The organism is Microbacterium sp. ET2 (genome assembly GCF_030347395.1).
Taxonomy (GTDB): Bacteria; Actinomycetota; Actinomycetes; order Actinomycetales; family Microbacteriaceae; genus Microbacterium; species Microbacterium albipurpureum.
The window spans coordinates 462,181-480,772 of record NZ_CP128170.1 but is presented as its reverse complement, the minus strand read 5'-3'; the positions used below and the strand labels follow the sequence as shown (position 1 = coordinate 480,772).

Here is an 18,592-nt window from a genome sequence, read left to right as displayed (position 1 = left end):
TGCCTGATCGCAGCCGACATCGTGGGGTTGAGCTGCGCTCGCAAGCCCTCATCCGTGACGCTCTATTGAGCGCACGGGTGGGGGCTTGCCTCGTTTCGCCCACAATCGCAGGAGGGGAGGTGATGGCATGGCCAGCAAAGGACACGCGCGTAGCGCGATCACCGGTCGCTTCGTAAAGAAGTCGACGGCCGCCCGCAATCCGCGGACGACCGTCGTGCACAAGCCCAAGCGATCCGGTAAGTGATCACTGATGGGACACGGCGAGGTTTGGATGGCAGTCCGGCCTCGCCGTGTTCCACGTTACCCCTAGGAGGCGGCGGCGTCGCGTGCCTCGCTCATCGCTGCCGCTACAGCCTCGAGTTTTTTGTCAGTGAGTTCGACGCAGACGTCAAGCGTCATCGCCGCTGACGCAAGGAGGCAATCGACGCGGCCGTTGAGATCTATGTCGAGATCTAACTTGAGGAGTTGAGCCGACTTGAGACGCGAAGGGCGCTCGTCGCGCGCGGCTAGGTTGAGTTCGAAGCCGATCAAGGGTGCCGGGATACGGGAGTGGACTTTCCTGTGCGCGCGGGCGGTCGGAGGAATGCCCAGTCAGAAGCGTGGAGCTTCGCCCGCATCGTTTTTTTTTGGGGGGGGGTCTGCGGCTGTCTTGGTTCGGACTACGCGCTGATCAGCTCGGCGGGAATCGCGCGCAGCGCGCGGGCGAGGTCGTTGCGGAGATCGTCGACGTGTTCGAGCCCGATCGACAGCCGCACGAGACCGGGATCCGGGCGCGCATGTGAGGGCACGGGACGGTGCGTCAGGGCAGCCGGGTGCTGAATGAGGGAGTCGACCCCCCCCAGCGACACGGCGTGCGTGAAGAGAGCGACGGCCGAGGTGACGGCGGCCGCGGCCTCGAACCCTCCGCGAAGTCGCATCGCGATCATCGCGCCGGTTCCTCGCATCTGACGTCGCAGCAGACCGCGCGGATCACCGTCGAGTCCGGGGTAGTGCACCTCTGCGATCTCCGGCTGCTCCTGCAGCCATTCCACCAGCCGGCGCGCCGTACCCTGCTGCCGTTCCAGGCGCACCGGCAGGGTCGGCAGTCCTCGGTGCAGCAGATACGCGCCCAGGGGGTGCAGGAGTCCGCCGGTCACCGCGCGCACACGACGCAGCGCGGCGGCGGTCTCGGCACCGCACGCGATGACACCGGCGATGACGTCGCCGTGGCCGCCGAGGTACTTCGTCGCGCTGTGCAGCGACATCGCCGCTCCGAGCGCGACCGGATTCTGCAGCAGGGGCGTTGCGAACGTGTTGTCGACGAGGACGGGGATGCTGCCGGCCGACGCCACCACAGCAGCGATGTCGACGAGGTCGAGCGTGGGGTTGGCGGGCGTTTCGACGACGATCAGCCCGGTCTCGGGTCGGATCGCGGCGGCGATCTCGTCCTCGCGGCAGTACGTGACATCGATGCCGAGCAGTCCCGACGCGAGCAGGTGGTCGGTCCCGCCGTAGAGCGGGCGCACCGCGATCACATGCGACCGTCCGGACGCTGCCGTGTGTGCGACGATCGCGGCGGTCATCGCCGCCATGCCCGAGGCGAATGCGACAGCCTCCTCGGCGCCCTCGAGTTCGGCCAGCGCGCACTCGAAGCGGGCGACCGTGGTGTTCCACAACCGCGCATAGACGAGCCCGCCTTCGGCGAGCGGGTGACCCCCGCTCGCCATGGATTCATAGGACAGCCCGCCGGCTTCCAGGTCGGGGATGGGGTTGGTGGTCGACAGGTCGATCGGGAGCGCGTGAACGCCGAGACCCTCGAGGTCGGCACGTCCGGCGTGCACAGCGACCGTGTCGCGGTGGCGGTGTGCAGATTCCATGCAGCTAGTGTGAGGGAATCGCAACAAGACGGCGATGATCAGGCTGAAGGGGCGGAGAAAGCGTGCTTGGTCCGAATATTCTGCGGGTTCTATCGGCTCGGGCAAGGAGTTCTCGATGAAGTCTCAGGGCGGTGATGACCTCCTGGATGACAACGACATCCGCATCCTGCGGCTGCTTCAGCACGACGGTGACCTCACCAACCGTGCCCTCGCCGAACGGCTCGGCCTGGCCGAGTCGACGTGCGCCCATCGGGTGCGCATGCTGCGCGCGCGGGGAGTGATCCTCGGATCGCAGGTGCGCCTGAGTGAGACCGCGCTGGGCTATCCCATCCAGGCTCTCATCCGCGTGCGACTGGGAAGTCACTCGGCCTCTCGTGTTCGCGACCTGTTCGACGCGCTCTGTGAGATCCCGTCTGCGCTGCGTGTCTTCCACGTGGCCGGAGTGGACGACTTCCTCGTCCATGTGGCCGTGCGCGATCCCGAAGCGCTGCGGGACGTGGTGCTGGAGCACATCACCGTGCACCCCGTCGTGCGGGCGACCGAGACGCAGCTCCTCTTCGAGGTGCGCGATGGTCAGGGTCCTTCCATCTGAGCAGGGATCTTCCCGTCCTGGGGTCGGCACGCCTCGCCTCGATTTGGGTTCAATCTGTGGTTGAGGGTTTCGGGTGTGGATGTCGGAGGGTGGTGGGACGCTTCATACATGCGTTCCAATCCGCGGCTCACTCTCCTCAGTGACGAGGACCGGTCCGAGCTGACCGGGATCCTGGCGGAGGCCGAAGCCGCGCAGACGGCGTTGGCTGCGGCCGAGGCGGCACAGGCCCGCGTGCTGGCCAAGGCGGGCGCGTTCGCCGCGCGGCTGGCCGAGGGGTCGCCCGCGGTGGTGCGGGACCGGGATATGGCGTTGCGGGGTGTGGCGGCGGAGATCGCCGCGGCGGTGCGACTGTCCGACCGGTCGGTGCAACGCCAGATCGATAGTGCGTTCGCGTTGGTGAACGATTATCCCGCGACGGTGCACTGCCTGGAGAAGGGGTTGCTCACCCGCGCGCACGTGGCGGTGGTGGAGGACATCGGGCGGCGCCTGCCGCCGGAGGTGAAGGGCGAGTTCGATCAGCTCGCGGCGGAGATCTGCCTGGATGAGACCCCCGGTCGTGCCCGTGCGGATCTGGAGATCCTCGCGGAGCGGATGCATCCCCGCACCCTGACCGAGCGGCACGCGGGCGCCTACCGGGAGCGGAAGATCGTCCGGTACACGGTCGGGGACGGGATGTCGGAGCTCCGGTCGGTGCATTCCTCGGTGCTGATTGAGGGGATCTTCCAGCGTGTCACGGAGCAGGCGAACCAGGTCATCGCCGCCCGGGAACCGGGATCGGGTGACACCCGGTCCCTGGATGAGGTCCGTGCGGACCTGTTCGCCGACATGCTCCTCACCGCCATTCCCGCGATCGACCCCACCCGCGACCGGCCGGGCGGGCTCGGGGCGATCAAAGCCAAAGTGCAGGTCGTGATCCCCGTCATGGCCCTCATGGGTCAGAGCGATGTCCCGTGCGATCTCGCCGGGGTCGGACCCATCGACGCGAAGACCGCCCGGTTGTTGGCGGGAAACAGCGACGGCCCCTGGGAGCGGCTCCTCACCCACCCCATCACCGGGCTCACGATGGCGGTGGACACCTACCAGCGCACCGCAGCAATGGACCGGTTCCTGAAGGGCCGCGACAAGCACTGCCGGTGGCCCGGATGCCGGATGCCCGCGAAGAAGTGCGAGGTCGACCACAACCACGACGCCGCCCTGGGCGGGAAGACCGAGATCTGCAACCTCTGCTGCCTCTGCCAACGGCACCACAGCATGAAACAGTTCACCGCCTGGACAGTCCGGCAACTCGACGGCGGGGTCATCGCGTGGACCTCCCCGACCGGGCGGATCTACATCGACAACCCACCCGGTCACGGGGTGCACTTCACACCGGAAGAGGATCTCCCCGACGATCTGTGGGCGAAGTGGACGAACCCGCGCCTCGAGTTCCGGATCACCGACGAACCCGCCGACAACCCCCACGAACCCGCACCCTTTTGAGGTTCGGGCGGTCAGGGCGGGACGGTCAGACTTGCGCGGATCTCACCGCCCCGCGATGAGCCCGAATCCGAGGCATACGACGCCGGCGATGGCCAGGACCACCGCGTACGTCCACCGGAAGTCCAAATGGATGAGTCTGTCGTAGGTGCGAGAGACGAATGCGGCGGTGCCGGGCAGCCGCGACCACATGCCGGCGAGCAGGACGAAGGGGGCGATGAGCGCCAGAAGGAAGACGACGTACGCCAGGACGCGGGGCACGAGGTCGTCGCTGATGCCCGCCGTGACGCGTCCGGTCGTATACATGATGGGCAGCGTGGTGAACCCGACGATCGAGCAGCTGAGGCCGAGCCAGAAGTAGCTGCCGGCGTGAGCGCGACCCAACGTCGGGTGGCCGCCCTCCGCTCGCCGAGGAACGCGGAGACGCCAGACGGCGACCCCGATCGCCGCGGTCAGGAAGACCGCTCCGGCGATGAGGTCGACTGTGCGGCTCAGCGCGAGGGCATCTGCCTCGCGCTCCGCCGCGGTGACCAGGTTCGCCGGATTGAAGCTCTGCAACGCCAGGAAGAGGATCGTGGCTCCCGTCGCGAGGCCGCCGACCATCCACGCCATCCGCGCCGCCACCTGGGTGTTGCGAGCCAGCATGTCAGCCGTCGCGCCGTACAGGGCCGGGTTCAGGCCGAGCGCCAGCCCCAGGCCGATCAGCGTCGACAGGGCGACCGTCCACCGCGCGATGTCATGCATGTCAGCCGCTCCTGGACACGGTGACGGTGAACTTGGAGTTCCGGGCGACCTGCCGAGTGGGGCCGACGAGGCGTTCGAGCGCCGAACGATGGCGGAGGTGCGAGTTCCAGACGGTCCAGAGCTCACCATCGGGGGCGAGCACCCGTGCCGCGTCCGCGAAAAGTCCGTGCGCGAGCCGCTCGTGCACGGCCGCGCCGGTGTGGAACGGCGGGTTCAACGCGATCACGTCGGCCACGCCGTCGGGGACGCTCGACAGGCCGACATCCTGGATCACTTCGACACGATCGTCGACCCCGTTGGCGGCGGCCGTGGCCCGCGCCGAGGCGGCGGCAGCGGCTGAGACATCCGAGGCGTGAACCCGGACACGGGGATGATGCCGGGCGAGCGTCACCCCGACGATGCCGTTCCCGCAGGCCAGGTCGACGACGAGCGCACCATCCCGGATCGGCCTCGAGAGAGTGTCCAACAGGAACCTCGTGCCGATGTCGAGGCCCGCGCCGGCGAAGACGCCGCCGAAGGCGCAGACCGCGAGGTCTCCGACCTGCGCACGCTTCGGCTCGGGATCGCGTCCGCCGCGAGGCTCGGCGGCGATGAGGACACGCGACTTCTGCCGCGCTGCGCTGACGTCGAGGCGTCCGAAGAAGCGGCGCAGGACATCGTTCATGGCCAGGGCCATGTGTTTGATGCGTCCGCCGGCGAAGACCCGCACGCTCGGATGGGCATATTTCGCGATGAGCCCGGCGATGTCGTCCAGCGCGTCCAGGGACCGGGGGAGGCGCAGGAGGACGACCCTCGCGTCGCGCACGAGCTCGGCGGTCAGCGGCATGGAGCGGAACACTCCCGACATCCCCAGCGCCTCGGCGTTCGCCGCGAGGGCTCGCTCACCGAGGAGGGAGTCCTGGTGCACCCGGACGGGCTCGCCGTCCGCAGCCGATGCGAGCGTGAGCGCGCCGTAGGCATCGCCGATCACGACCACCTCGTCCGGCGCCGCCTCACGGCGCGCCTCCTGGGACAGATCCAGCAGCAGCCGGTCGGCCGCGTCGACAGCCACGAGATCCGGCGCCTCGACGTCGGGCCACCGCCGCAGCGCATCGAAGGGGAACTCCACACCCCCACGCTAGGCGCCGTCGCGATCTCTTGACACCGACACGACCGGCACGGAGCGTTCGGTGCGCCTCTCTAGGCTGGAAACCCCGTCCCTCGCCGAGGAGAACCCGTGTTCCGCACGCCCCTGACCCTCTTCCGCACCCTCGCCATCGCCGAGGCTGTGTCGTGGACCCTGCTGATCACGGGACTGATCCTTCGGGCCACCGCGGGTCTCGACATCGCGGTGACGATCGGCGGTGGCATCCACGGGTTCATGTTCCTCACGTACGGCGCGACCGCGGTCCTCGTCGCGCTCAATCAGCGCTGGTCGCCGGGGCCTGCGATCGTGGCCATCGGCAGCGCGGTGATCCCGTACGCCACCATCCCGACCGAGATCTGGCTGCAGCGCTCCGGCCGCCTGCGCGGCGCCTGGCGCACCGAGGAGTCAGCCGACCCCCGCGACCGCCGGATCCTCGACCGGATGCTGCGCTTCTTCCTGCGACGCCCGTGGGTGCTCGCGCTGCTCATCGCGGCCGCTGTGGTGCTGCTGTTCGTCGTGCTTCTCATCGTCGGTCCGCCCGGCGGCCGGGACTGATCCACGCGCCGTTAGGCTGACGGGATGTCGGACAGCTCGAGCCCCCTCCGCACCCTCGCCCGCTGGTCGCTGGCCGGCGCGATGGTGTTCGCCGGCCTCACCCACCTGTTCTGGGGCCGCAAGGAGTTCCAGGCGCAGGTTCCCGACTGGACCACCCGGGGCACCGGCTTCGACAAGGATGACGTCGTCATCGTCTCGGGCGTGCTCGAGGTCATGCTCGGCGCGTCGCTGGTGGTTCTTCCTGGTTCACGCCGAACGCTCGGGAACTACCTGGCGGCGTTCTTCGTGGCGATCTTCCCCGGCAACGTCGAGCAGTATCTGAAGAAGCGCGACGGCTTCGGCCTCGACACCGACCGCAAGCGATTCCTGCGGCTCTTCTTCCAGCCTGTCCTCGTCGCCGCGGCGCTGTGGTCTACGCGGGATGGTCGGCGCTAACCGCTCGCCTCTTCCCCGACGAGCGTCCGCGCGAGCATCGTCGCGCCCGCTGTCGCAGCCGGCATGACCGCCACCGCGCCCAGCGGCACGAGGAAGCACAGCTGGGTCGCGATCCCGAAACCCCACACCCGGGGCCGGGCGCGACGGAGCAGTGCGCGCCGTTCCCTGCGCGAGATGCCCCGCGCCGTCAGGGCGCGAGAGGTGAGTTCGTCGGCGAGGACCCAACCGGTGAGCGTCGTTCCGACGACCGCGCCGAGAACCGTGCCGACGACGGGGATGAACCCCAACAGGGCCGCGCAGATCGCGATCAGGATGCCGCGGCCGAGGAGTGAGAGCGCGTCTCCGGCGGATCGCCAGAAACCGTAGTCCGCGCCCGGGACCTCGCCGCCCGCGCTCTTCTCCACCGAGCGCCAGATGCGATCGTAGAAGGGTTCGCCGACGATGAGGGTGACCGCGGTGAAGGACACGATCGCGCTGATGCCGGCACCGCCGAGCAGCGCCGCACTCACGGCGATGCGCAGCACGCCGGTCCAGAATTCCGGCCACCCGGCGGCGAAGGGCGTCAGCCACTCGGCGACCCCGGGCACCCACGCTCCCAGGACGATCAGGGCCGTGAGGAAGACCACTGCGACGACGACCGCGGGGATGAGGCCGAGCGCCATCGCCGCGGGCCGACGAGCCCACCACCCGAACCCGCGGAGGAGGAGACCCGCCCCGCGCCACAGTTCCGACATCCCGCTCCTTCCGGCCCTGTGAAGGATAGCGAGGCGCAGACGGATATCGTGGCGGAGTGAGCGCGACCGGCACGACAGTCCTGCATTCGGCGCGACTGGTGTCGGGCGGTGAGATCCACGATGACGCCTGGCTCGTGCTCGACGGCGACGTCGTCGCCGCGCGAGGCAACGGCGACGACTGGCAGCGCCACGCCCCGGGGGAGGTCGTGGATGTCGCGGGGCGCGTCCTCACGCCTGGGTTCATCGACCTGCACTGTCACGGGGGCGGGGGAGCATCCGTCGACGATGACGGCGCCGCCTCGATCGCGCGGGTGGTGGACACCCACACCGCCCACGGGACGACGCGCTCCGTGCTCTCACTCGTCAGCGCCCGCATCGACGTGCTCGCTCGGCGCCTCGCCGCGATCGCGGAGGCGAAGGCCCGCGATCCGCGCGTGCTGGGTGCGCACCTGGAGGGACCGTTCCTCCACCCCGACTTCCGAGGGGCACACGATCTGCGCGTCCTGCGCGACCCCGATCCCGAGACGGTGCGTCGTCTGCGGGATGCCGCGGGGGATGCGCTCGTCCAGATCACCATCGCCCCCGACCGACCTCACGCGCTCGAGGCGATCGAGGCGTTCGTCGCCGACGGCGTCGTCGTGGCGGTGGGACACACGGGTGCCGATCACGCTCTCGCCGACGCGGCGTTCGAGCGCGGTGCGAGCCTTCTGACCCATGCGTTCAACGCGATGCGCGGCATCCATCACCGCGCCCCGGGCCCCGTCCTCGCCGCGGTGGGCGCGCCCGGAGTCATCCTCGAGGTGATCCTCGACGGCAGCCACCTCGACCCTCGCGTCGCCCGGATGCTGTTCGATCTGGCCCCGGGGCGGATCGCCCTCGTGACCGACGCCATGGCCGCCGCGGGTGCGGCGGACGGCGACTACGTCCTCGGTGACCTGGATGTCACCGTGTCGGAGGGTGTCGCGCGGCTGACGGGCACGGAGACGATCGCCGGATCCACCCTCACCCAGGACGTCGCTCTACGCCGGGCTGTGGGACAGGTGGGACTGGAACTTCCCACCGCCGTCGCCGCGCTGACGGAAACCCCCGCGGCCGTCCTCGGCCGGCAGGACCGGCTGGGGCGCCTGGACCCGGGATACGCCGCCGACGTCGTGCTGCTCGGCCCCACCCTCGAGGTCGAGGCCGTGTGGTCGGCGGGACGGCGGTACCGGTGACAGAGGTCGCCTCGGCGACATCCCTCGCCCGCACCTATCGATATGTCCGGCTCGCGATCCTCGGGGCGGTGCTCGCCATCCTCGTCTCCGTCGCAGCCGTCGCGATCGGCGCCGGCACCGCGCCGGAGTCGTTGAGCGCCGGCTTCTACACTCCAGCCCGGACGGTCTTCACCGGGTCGCTCTTCGCCGTGTCGCTCGCCCTCCTCGCCCTGTCGGGGCGGAGCGTCCCGCAGGCTCTGCTCGACGTCGCCGCGGTCCTCGCGCCGCTCGTCGCGATCATCCCGACGCCGGTGGAGGGCGTCGTCCCCGCCGCCGTGCACGCCGACGTCGTCAACGGGCTTGTCACTTTCCTCCTCGTCGGAGTCGCCGGGCTCGTCGCCGCGGTCGTCGTCGCCCGTGCCCAGGGGACGCTCACCCGCGGCGTCGTGACCACTCTGGCGGTGGTGGCCGTGCTCGTCGTCGGTTTCCCGCTGTGGGCCGTCCTCGACGAGGGAAGTCTCCTGCGCTTCGGGCATCTCACGGCGACACTGGCGTTCTTCGCCGTGATCGCGGCCGTCGCCGGGTGGACCGCCTGGGCTCCGTCGTCGTCCCGCCCCTCGGTTCGCGGGGTGTACGGGGTCATCGCGATCGGGATCATCCTCGCGATCGTGTTCCTTCTCGCCGTCTTCCTTCTGCAGCTCGCCGACCCGGGCGCTCCACCCCGCGACATCCCGCTCGTCCTCATCGGGGAGGTGGTCCTTCTGATGCTGTTCGCGGCGTTCTGGGTCGTCGAGACGGTCCGCACCTGGAGCGATCCCGATCCGAGAATCCGGTGACGGACGCCGGGAATAGGCGATGAGCCCTCGCGTTTAAGTTGATACGCGTCTGCTCAAGTTTGAAGAGCAGGCTTCGCATCACCATTCACGGAGAGTGACATGCCCGAAGACTTCCCCCCGACCGGAGACGGTCAGAGTGCGTTCGACGAGTTCCTCGCTCGCTACCTCGCGGGCGAGCGGGCGCGGGCCGAGCGTTCCATCGACCTCAGCCGCTTCCTGAGCGCCCGAACCCAGGAGATGCTGCAGCGTTCGGGCCGCTACGCGCTCGAGCGCGGGCAGCGCGAGCTCGACGCCCTGCACGTGCTGCGCGTGCTGGTCCAGCACGCCCCCGCCCGCGATGCGGTGGCGCGGGTCGGCTCCGACCCGGACGTGATCGCCCGCGCCGCCGAGGAGCGGCTCCCGGCCGCGTCGTCGGCCGCCGACGTCGACGGCGCCGTGATCACCCCGTCGGTTCAGCGAGCCCTCTTCCACGCCTTCCAGGTGGCGCGCTCCTCGGGCTCGACCTACGTCGACCCCGAGCACCTCTTCTTCGCCCTCGTCCTCGCTCAGGACACTCCGGCAGGGCAGATCCTCGCTCAGGCGGGCGTCACCGCCGAGGCCCTCACCCAGGGGGTCCGCGAGACGGTCACTCCCGCCGGAGCGAGCACCGACGAGGGTGCGGATGCCGCGGCATCCGGGTCTCCCATGCTCGACCGCTTCGGCACCGACCTCACCGCCCGGGCGCGCGACGGACTGCTCGACCCGGTCATCGGGCGCGAGGACGAGATCGAGCAGACCATCGAGATCCTCAGCCGCCGCACGAAGAACAATCCCGTGCTCGTCGGCGAGGCGGGCGTCGGCAAGACCGCGATCGTCGAGGGCCTGGCCCAGGCGATCGTGTCGGGCTCGGTACCCGAGCAGCTGCGCGACAAGCGCGTGATCGCCCTGGATCTGCCCGCGATGCTCGCCGGCACCCGGTACCGGGGCGATTTCGAGGAGCGTCTGACGAGCACGATGGACGAGATCGCCGCGCGCTCCCGCGAGCTGATCGTCTTCATCGACGAGGTGCACACCGTCGTCGGCGCGGGAGGCGGCGGCGAGGGAGCGATGGACGCCGGCAACATCCTCAAGCCCCGGCTCGCCCGCGGCGAGCTCCACCTTGTGGGCGCGACGACGCTGAAGGAGTACCGCACGATCGAGAAGGACCCGGCCCTGGAGCGCCGGTTCCAGCCGGTGAGGGTGGGCGAGCCGTCGCTCATCGACACCGTCGAGATCCTGCGCGGCCTCCGCGGCGCCTACGAGGAGCACCACGGCGTTTCGTACACCGACGACGCGCTGCGCGCGGCCGTGGAGCTCAGCGACCGCTACCTCACCGACCGGGTGCTTCCCGACAAGGCGATCGACCTCATCGACCAGGCCGGCGCACGGCTGCGGTTGCGCCTGGGCGCGAAGGTCGACACCCGTGAGCTCATGGAGCGTCTCGCCACCCTCGAGGCCGACAAGAACGCCGCGGTCTCCGCCGAGCGCTACGAGGAGGCGTCGCAGATCCGCGACGAGATCACCGCGGTGCAGGACCGTCTGCGCGAGGCGACCGCCGCCGGTTCCGCAGCGGGTGCGGCGGTGGTGGACGAGCCCGAGATCGCCGCGGTCATCAGCCGTGCCACCGGCATCCCCGCCCAGCGCCTGACCGAGACCGAGCGCGAGCGCCTGGCGCAGCTGGAGACCGAGCTGCACGCGCGGGTCATCGGACAGGATGACGCGGTGACCGCGGTCGCGAAGGCGGTGCGTCGCAACCGCACCGGCATGGGAGACAGCCGTCGCCCGGTCGGATCGTTCCTCTTCCTCGGCCCGACAGGGGTGGGCAAGACGGAGCTGGCGAAGGCACTGGCGCACTCCCTCTTCGACGACGACGGCGCGGTGATCCGGTTCGACATGAGCGAGTTCGGCGAGCGTCACACCGTATCGCGTCTGGTCGGTGCCCCTCCGGGGTACGTCGGCTACGATGAGGCGGGACAGCTCACCGAGCGCGTGCGGCGCAACCCGTACTCGATCGTGCTGTTCGACGAGATCGAGAAGGCCCACCCCGACGTGTTCAACCTGCTGCTGCAGGTGCTCGATGACGGCCGTCTCACCGACGGTCAGGGGAGGACGGTCGACTTCCGCAACACGGTGGTCGTCATGACCTCGAACATCGGCAGCGAATTCCTCGCCTCGCGCTCAGGTGCCATCGGCTTCATCGCCGACGGCGGCGGAGCCACCGGCTTCGGCTCGGACAAGGATCTCCGCGACCGTGTGATGGGGCGTCTCCGCGACGCCATGCGGCCGGAGTTCCTCAACCGCATCGACGAGATCGTGCTGTTCCGCAAGCTCGAGAAGGAGCAGCTGGAGCAGATCGTCGGACTGATGCTCGGCGCGACCCGCGACCGGCTGGTAGCCCGCGAGGTGACGCTCGAGATCGACGACTCCGCGATCGCCTGGCTCGCCGAGAACGGCTACGAGCCCGAGTACGGGGCGCGGCCGCTTCGCCGCCTCATCCAGCGAGAGGTCGACGACCGGATCGCCGACCTGTTCGTCTCCGGTGAGCTGAGCGACGGCGGTGCGGTACGGCTCGATGCCCTCGATGGGATGCTGCGGGTCGCCGCCGGAGCGACGGTCGCCGCTGCCGCCTGACGCTGGTTCCGATGGGGCATGCTGAGGACATGGCATGCTCCATCGGAATCGCCGCTGCTGTCGGCCCCGCATTCGCCCGCGAGATCGCCCCGGCCCTCGAACGGGCCGGATTCGCCGCGCTGTGGGTGAATGACACCCCGGGGCACGATGCGCTCGAGGTGCTCGCCGCTGCCGCGGACGTCACCGACACGCTGGGGCTCGCGACCGGCGTCATCCCGGTGGACCGTCGCCCGGGTGAGGAGATCGTCGAACGGGTGAGGACGCTCGGTCTGCCGGCGGACCGGGTGACGCTGGGTATCGGCTCCGGGAGCCTGCGCCGCGGTGCGCTGGCGGCTGTGGCCGCCGCGATCACCCGGCTGCGGGAGGGAACGGACGCCCGCGTCGTCGTCGGCGCGCTGGGACCGCGGATGCGTCGCCTCGGCGCCACCACGGGCGACGGCGTGCTGCTCAGCTGGCTCAGTCCCGAGATCGCGGCCGTGCAGGCCGGCGACGCGCACCGCGCCGAGGATCGCGCCCATGTGGCGCTGTACGTCCGTGCCGCCCTCGACGCCGACGCCGTGCCGCGTCTCGAGGCCGAGCGCGATGCCTACGCCGGCTACCCCGCGTACGCGGCCAACTTCGCGCGGCTGGACCTCGCTCCCGCCGACACGGTGATCACCCCCGACACCGCCGCGGACCGCGTGCCGGCCTACCTCCGCGCGGCTGACGAGCTGGTGCTGCGGATGATGCTCGCCGAGCCCGGCGACGTCGTGGCGGCGCGGGGGTTCATCGACCGCGCGGCCGCCGCTGTCTGACGCGCGTGGCAGAATCGCGCTCATGCTCCTTCGAGAAGTCGTCGATGCCACGGACGGCGTCTCTCGGACGTCGTCGCGGAAGGCGAAGATCGCCGCTCTCGCTCAGGTGCTGAGCTCTCTCGCCCGGCAGGAAGTCCCGATCACCGTGGGATTCCTGTTGGCCAAGCCCCGGCAGGGCCGGCTGGGAGTGGGATGGCGCACCCTCGCCGCCGAGCGCGACCACGCCGAGGTGGCCACCCTCGGCGTCCTCGACGTCGACGCGGCGTTCGAGCGACTCGCCGTCGCCGTCGGAACCGGCTCGACCGCGCGCCGACAGGCCGAGCTCGACGCTCTGGCCCACGCGGCGACGGCCACAGAATGGGACTTCCTCACCCGTGTGATCCTCGGCGAGCTGCGCACCGGCGCGCTGGAGGGGGTGCTCCTCGACGCGATCGCGGTGGCCGCCGACCGCCCGACCCCATCGGTGCGGCGCGCCGCGATGCTGTCGGGTGACGTCGGTGCAGCGGCGTCGGTGGCGCTGTTCGACAGCTCCGCCGCGCTGGACGAGGTCGGACTCGTCGTCGGTCGCGCCGTGCTCCCCATGCTCGCAGCGACCGCGTCGTCCGCGGGCGAGGCGGTGGCGGCGACCGGGGACTCGTCGGTGGAGTACAAGCTGGACGGTGCCCGCATCCAGGTGCACCGCACCGGCGACGAGGTGCGCGTCTTCACCCGCACTCTGGCAGACGTGACCCACCGCCTCCCCGAGATCGTCGAGACGGTGCGCGCCCTGCCGGTGGAGACGGCGATCTTCGACGGAGAGACGCTCGCACTCGATGAGGACGGCGCTCCGCGCGCTTTCCAGGAGACGATGTCGCGGTTCGGTTCCGAGGCCGCGACGGCCGTGGCGCTGCGTCCCTGGTTCTTCGACCTGCTGCACCTCGACGGCCGTGACCTGCTGGACGAACCGCTGCACGTCCGGCAGGCGGAACTGGATCGCGTGGCGGGGGAGTGGCGGGTGCCTGCGGTGCGCACCGCTGATCCGGATGTCGCCGAGCAGACGGCCCGCGCAGCCCTCGCCGCCGGCCACGAGGGCGTGATGGTCAAGGGCGTCGATGCGCCCTATCAGGCGGGACGGCGCGGGAAGAGCTGGCTGAAGGTCAAGCCGGTGCTCACCTTCGACCTCGTGGTGCTCGCCGTCGAAGAGGGATCGGGGCGCCGCAGCGGTCAGCTGTCGAACCTGCACCTCGGCGCCCGCGACCCCGAAGGCGCCTTCGGACCGGTCGGCGGGTTCGTCATGGTCGGCAAGACCTTCAAGGGGCTGACCGATCAGCTTCTCGCCTGGCAGACCGCCCACTTCCCGACTATCGCGACCGCGCAGTCGTCGAACACGGTGCACGTGCGACCCGAGACCGTCGTCGAGATCGCCATCGACGGTGTGCAGCGCTCGGCCCGATACCCCGGCGGCGTCGCCCTCCGCTTCGCGCGGGTGAAGGGCTATCGCCCCGACAAGACGGCGGCCGAGGCTGACACCATCGACGTGCTGCGCGCGCTGCTGCGTGGCTGACGTGCGCGTCGTCGTCCTCACCGGTGCGGGGATCTCCGCCGAAAGCGGCGTGCCGACGTTCCGCGACGCCGACGGGCTGTGGGAGGGGCATCGGGTGGAGGATGTCGCGACGCCGGAGGCGTTCGACCGTGATCCCGACACGGTGCTGCGCTTCTACGACGCGCGTCGCCGCGCCGTGGCATCCGCTCTGCCCCATGCGGGTCATCGCGCCCTGACCGAGCTGGAAGCGGCGATCGGCGATGACCTGCTCGTCGTCACGCAGAACGTCGACGACCTGCACGAGCGCGCCGGCACGACGCGGCTCGTGCACATGCACGGCACGCTCACGAACGCGCTGTGCACCGCGTGCGGCGGGGTGTCGGTCATCGTCGACGAACTCGAAGGTCGACCGGCGTGTCCGCTCTGCGGGGCGCGGGCGCTCCGCCCCGACGTGGTGTGGTTCGGCGAGATGCCCTACGAGCTCGACCGGATCGAGCGGGCGCTCGTCACCGCGGACGTGTTCGTCTCCATCGGGACCTCGGGGAGTGTGTATCCGGCCGCGGGATACGTCGCCTTCGCCTCGGCGCTGGGGGCCCGCACCGTCGAGCTCAACCTCGTGCCGAGCGATGCCGCCGTCCCGTTCGACGAGGTGCGCGCGGGGCCCGCGTCGCAGGTGGTGCCCGCGTGGGTGTCGGAGGTGCTGACGAAGGGGTGAGTGCGCCGCGGTCTCGTGCCGGGGCGCACCCACCCCGGAGTCAGATCCGTATGCCGCCCGACCTCAGCCGCGAGAGCGCGTCGACCGTCGCGGCGAGGATCAGCACGCCGCCGGTGACGAGCAGGTTCACGCCCGCGGGCAGGTTCAGCAGCCCCAGGCCGTTCGTGATGACGGCGATGACGAGCGCACCGATGGCCGCGTGGACCAGGCGCCCGCGTCCGCCGAAGAGGCTGACACCACCCACGACCGCCGCAGCGACGCCGCTGAGCACGATGTCTCGACCGACCGTGGCGTCCACCGAGCCGACACGGGTCACCGCGAGGAGGGCGGAGGCCACGGCGAGACTCGAGCAGATCACGAAGGCCCACCACTTGACCCAGCGCACCTTCACGCCCGAGCGACGTGCGGCCTCGGCGTTGCCGCCGATGGCGTAGATGTAGCGGCCGAACTTCGTGCGGTCGAGCACCAGCGTTCCGATCCACAGGATCGTCAGCACGACGGGCACGATGATCGGGACGCCCTCCACCGCCACGACCGACTGGCCGCGGTTCTGGTTGAGGACGTACACCACCACTCCGCCGATGACGGCGATCGCGGCGAGCTTGATCCACACCAGCGACAGAGCTCGGTTGGGCACCCCGGCGCGAGCGCGGCGGTTGCGATCCCAGAAGCTCGTCGCCGCGGAGATGAGCAGCATCACCACCAGCATCGCCCAGCCGCCCCAGACCGGCAGATTGCCGTTCTGCAGCGCCAGGAGCTCGGGCACCTCGACGCGGTACAGTCCGCCGGGTCCGATGACGGTGAGGGCGAGACCCTGGAAGCCGAGGAACAGCCCCAGGGTGACGACGAAGGAGGGTATCCCCACCCTCGCGACGAAGAACCCGATGAACGCCCCGGTGAGGAAACCGAATCCGAATCCGATGAGGAGCGCCAGCGGCCAGGGCAGGCCGAACTGCGCGGTGAGCACGACGAAGAGAGCCATCCCGACGCCGCCGGTGACGCCGGCCGACAGGTCGATCTCGCCGAGGAGCAGGACGAAGACGAGCGCCATGCCGAGGACGACGAGGGTCGCCGCCTGGTTCAGCAGGTTGGCGAAGTTGCGCTCGGTGAGGAAGAACGGGCTCAGGGTGGAGAACAGCACGGCGAGGACCAGCAGCCCGCCGATGGCGGGGAGGGCGCCCATGTCGCCACCGCGGACGCGCTGGACCCAGGCGCGGACCTGGTCCATCAGCCCGCCCTCGACGCCGCTGCCGATGAGGTCGCTGGTCACCGGATCGGGTGCCGCTTCGGTTCGTGTCGCGTTGCTGCTCATTCGGCTCCTCCCGTGCTGAGGGTGGTGGTGTCGATGATGTCGACGCCGTTGGTCTTGGTACCGGTGATGTAGCCGACCACGTCGTCGCGGGTCGTCTCGCCGGTGGGGATCTGCGCCACCATCTGACCGAGGTAGAGCACGGCGATGTCGTCGGCCACCGCGAACACATCCGCCAGGTTGTGGCTGATGAGGATGACGGCGACGCCCTGCTGAGCCAGGCGCTGAACGAGGTTCAGGACCTGCTCGGTCTGGGCGACACCGAGCGCGGCGGTCGGCTCGTCGAGGATGACCACGCGGGCCTTCTTCAGCACCGCGCGCGCGATGGCGACCGTCTGCCGCTGCCCGCCGGAGAGCGAGGAGACCTTCTGGCGCACCGACTTGACGGTCCGCACGGAGAGGGAGCGCAGGGTGTCGGACGCCTCCTTCTCCATCCGTCCCTCGTCGAACATCCCGAAGGTCAGCTCCTCGCGTCCGAGGAACATGTTCTGGACGATGTCGAGGTTGTCGCAGAGAGCGAGGTCCTGATAGACGACCTCGATGCCGAGGCCGGAGGCGTCGCGCGGTGCGATGAGGTCGCGGTGCTGTCCGTCGATGAGGACCTCGCCCTCGTCGTAGGGCTGCACGCCGGCGAGACCCTTGATCAGCGTGGACTTGCCGGCGCCATTGTCGCCGACCAGCGCGGTCACCTTGCCGGGGTGGACCTTGAGATTGACGCCCTTGAGGACGCTGACGGGACCGAAGGACTTCTTGACCCCGACGAGTTCGATGATGGGTTCCAGGGCGGTGGAGGTGTGGATGGTGTCTGTCATGCTCGCTTCCTTGCGACCGGGTGGAGGGGCGCGGCGGGGGCGCCACGGCGCGGTGCCGTGGCGCCCCCGGTTCGGCGCGTTGTCACGCGCGGGGCATCACTCGGTGACGCCGAACTCCTCGCACGCAGCCATCACGTCGGGGGTGCAGACGTCGTCGTAGGCGGCGTCGCCGGCGGCGATGACGTCTTTGACTTCGTTCGGACCGACGAGGACCGGCGTGACCTGGATGTAGGGCGTGCCGTCTTCGAGCTCGGCATCGGCGGTGACCTCTTCGCCGTTGAGCAGCGCCACGGCGAGCTCGACGGCCGCGTCGGCCTCGTCCTTCACCGGCTTGTAGACCGTGGCGGTCTGCCAGCCGAGGAGGATGTTCTGCAGGCCCGCGACGTTGGCGTCCTGACCGGAAACGGCCACGCCTTCGAGGTTGTTGTCCTGCAGCACCTTGATGACGCCGGCGGCGTTGGTGTCGTTCGCTGCCCAGACGCCGTCGACCTGACCGCCGAGCGAGGTGAGAGCCTGCTCGAAGTTGGTCTGCGACTCAGCCTGGTCCCAGACCCCCGGGGGCTCGGCGGCCGGGGTGATGCCGGCGCCCTCCATGACCTCCACGGCGCCGGACTTGAACATCGCGGCATTGCCGTCGGTGGGGTCGCCGCCCATGTAGACGACGGTCGCGGTGGCGGGGTCCTTGCCGGCGGCCTCGAGGCCGTCGAGCACCGTCTGACCCTGCAGGCGTCCGACCTCCATGTTGTCGAAGGAGACGTAGTAGTCGGCGCCCTCGAAGGGACGGTCGTACGCGATCACCGGGATGCCTTCGGCGGTGGCGTTCGCCGCGACGGCCTCTGCCGCACCCTGGTAGTCCACCAGCAGCATGACGCCGCAGCCCTGAGTGAGCTGCTGATCGGCGATCGTCGAGTAGGTGTTGGTGTTGCCCTGGGCGTTCTGGATGTCGACCTCGAAGCCGGCGGCCTCCAGGCCCTCCTGCAGGTACTTGCGGTCGAAGTTCTCCCAGCGGGGCGAGGACGCCGCGTCGGGGAGGATGACGCAGGCCCGGCCCGCGGCGTCACCGCCGCCGGACTCGCCACCGCCATCGCCACCGCCGGTGTCGCCACCGGTCGAGCTGGAACAGCCCGCCAGCAGCACCACGGCTGCGCCGGCGACCGCCGCGGCCGAGAGGAAGGATTTCTTCATTGTTCACCTTTCATCGTCGAACGGTGAGCGCGACGCCCCGTTGGGCCGCTCACGAGACC

At 70.1% G+C, this 18,592-nt stretch carries 18 protein-coding genes; 10 read left to right on the top strand and 8 right to left on the bottom strand.

Translation table 11 applies throughout. From position 1 onward, the window contains the following. Nucleotides 1-306: 306 nt before the first annotated feature. Both QSU92_RS02390 and QSU92_RS02385 read right to left on the bottom strand, forming a co-directional pair. Nucleotides 307-531: a hypothetical protein gene (locus tag QSU92_RS02390; RefSeq protein ID WP_289264595.1), complete on the bottom strand. Its 225-nt coding sequence runs from the start codon at nt 529-531 to the stop codon at nt 307-309. A gap of 128 nt (nt 532-659) precedes the next feature. Further along, nucleotides 660-1,856, bottom strand: coding sequence for a trans-sulfuration enzyme family protein (locus QSU92_RS02385; RefSeq protein WP_289264594.1), 1,197 nt, complete (start codon nt 1,854-1,856; stop codon nt 660-662). Between the two features lie 115 nt (nt 1,857-1,971). Between QSU92_RS02385 and QSU92_RS02380 the strand changes: the two genes are divergently transcribed. Further along, complete coding sequence (locus QSU92_RS02380; RefSeq protein ID WP_289264593.1) at nt 1,972-2,448, top strand: Lrp/AsnC family transcriptional regulator; 477 nt, start codon at nt 1,972-1,974, stop codon at nt 2,446-2,448. Nucleotides 2,449-2,556: 108 nt separating this feature from the next. Next, a complete protein-coding gene (locus QSU92_RS02375; protein ID WP_289264592.1) occupies nt 2,557-3,927 on the top strand; it encodes an HNH endonuclease in 1,371 nt (456 codons plus the stop codon). A 42-nt stretch (nt 3,928-3,969) separates the two neighbouring features. On the opposite strand, the gene QSU92_RS02370 is transcribed toward QSU92_RS02375, so the two are convergent. Continuing rightward, entirely contained in the window at nt 3,970-4,668 is a 699-nt protein-coding gene (locus QSU92_RS02370; RefSeq protein WP_289264591.1) for a hypothetical protein, read from the bottom strand. Between the two features lies 1 nt (nt 4,669). After that, nucleotides 4,670-5,776 carry a class I SAM-dependent methyltransferase gene (locus QSU92_RS02365; protein ID WP_289264590.1) on the bottom strand — a complete coding sequence of 369 codons (1,107 nt, stop codon included), beginning with the start codon at nt 5,774-5,776 and terminating at the stop codon, nt 4,670-4,672. A 108-nt stretch (nt 5,777-5,884) separates the two neighbouring features. Between QSU92_RS02365 and QSU92_RS02360 the strand changes: the two genes are divergently transcribed. Next, nucleotides 5,885-6,349: a DUF3817 domain-containing protein gene (locus QSU92_RS02360; protein WP_289264589.1), complete on the top strand. Its 465-nt coding sequence runs from the start codon at nt 5,885-5,887 to the stop codon at nt 6,347-6,349. Between the two features lie 24 nt (nt 6,350-6,373). Beyond that, the gene (locus tag QSU92_RS02355) at nt 6,374-6,784 is read left to right on the top strand and encodes a DoxX family protein (RefSeq protein ID WP_289264588.1); all 411 of its coding nucleotides are present in this window, start codon (nt 6,374-6,376) and stop codon (nt 6,782-6,784) included. On the opposite strand, the gene QSU92_RS02350 is transcribed toward QSU92_RS02355, so the two are convergent. Further along, nucleotides 6,781-7,518: an EI24 domain-containing protein gene (locus QSU92_RS02350; protein ID WP_289264587.1), complete on the bottom strand. Its 738-nt coding sequence runs from the start codon at nt 7,516-7,518 to the stop codon at nt 6,781-6,783. The two genes, QSU92_RS02355 and QSU92_RS02350, sit on opposite strands and share 4 nt — an antisense overlap. A 56-nt stretch (nt 7,519-7,574) precedes the next feature. Between QSU92_RS02350 and nagA the strand changes: the two genes are divergently transcribed. From nagA to QSU92_RS02320, 6 genes are all read left to right on the top strand, one after another. Next, nucleotides 7,575-8,732: an N-acetylglucosamine-6-phosphate deacetylase gene (gene nagA, locus QSU92_RS02345; RefSeq protein WP_289264586.1), complete on the top strand. Its 1,158-nt coding sequence runs from the start codon at nt 7,575-7,577 to the stop codon at nt 8,730-8,732. After that, the gene (locus QSU92_RS02340) at nt 8,729-9,547 is read left to right on the top strand and encodes a hypothetical protein (RefSeq protein ID WP_289264585.1); all 819 of its coding nucleotides are present in this window, start codon (nt 8,729-8,731) and stop codon (nt 9,545-9,547) included. Before nagA ends, QSU92_RS02340 begins: the two co-directional genes overlap by 4 nt. A gap of 99 nt (nt 9,548-9,646) precedes the next feature. Continuing rightward, nucleotides 9,647-12,196 (top strand): ATP-dependent Clp protease ATP-binding subunit, encoded by a 2,550-nt coding sequence (locus QSU92_RS02335; RefSeq protein ID WP_289264584.1) that lies wholly within the window; start codon nt 9,647-9,649, stop codon nt 12,194-12,196. 29 nt (nt 12,197-12,225) lie between these two features. Continuing rightward, nucleotides 12,226-12,990: an LLM class flavin-dependent oxidoreductase gene (locus tag QSU92_RS02330; protein WP_289264583.1), complete on the top strand. Its 765-nt coding sequence runs from the start codon at nt 12,226-12,228 to the stop codon at nt 12,988-12,990. A 22-nt stretch (nt 12,991-13,012) separates the two neighbouring features. Continuing rightward, nucleotides 13,013-14,533 (top strand): ATP-dependent DNA ligase, encoded by a 1,521-nt coding sequence (locus QSU92_RS02325; RefSeq protein ID WP_289264582.1) that lies wholly within the window; start codon nt 13,013-13,015, stop codon nt 14,531-14,533. Then, entirely contained in the window at nt 14,526-15,227 is a 702-nt protein-coding gene (locus QSU92_RS02320) for an NAD-dependent deacylase (protein WP_289264581.1), read from the top strand. The genes QSU92_RS02325 and QSU92_RS02320 overlap by 8 nt, the downstream gene beginning before the upstream one ends. Before the next feature lie 40 nt (nt 15,228-15,267). Here QSU92_RS02320 and QSU92_RS02315 read toward each other — a convergent pair whose 3' ends face one another. From QSU92_RS02315 to QSU92_RS02305, 3 genes are all read right to left on the bottom strand, one after another. Next, nucleotides 15,268-16,539, bottom strand: a complete 1,272-nt coding sequence (locus QSU92_RS02315; RefSeq protein WP_289264580.1) for a sugar ABC transporter permease — start codon at nt 16,537-16,539, stop codon at nt 15,268-15,270. Continuing rightward, complete coding sequence (locus tag QSU92_RS02310) at nt 16,536-17,348, bottom strand: ATP-binding cassette domain-containing protein (RefSeq protein WP_289264579.1); 813 nt, start codon at nt 17,346-17,348, stop codon at nt 16,536-16,538. Before QSU92_RS02310 ends, QSU92_RS02315 begins: the two co-directional genes overlap by 4 nt. Before the next feature lie 96 nt (nt 17,349-17,444). Beyond that, nucleotides 17,445-18,533, bottom strand: a complete 1,089-nt coding sequence (locus QSU92_RS02305; protein ID WP_289264578.1) for a sugar ABC transporter substrate-binding protein — start codon at nt 18,531-18,533, stop codon at nt 17,445-17,447. Between the last annotated feature and the right edge of the window lie 59 nt (nt 18,534-18,592).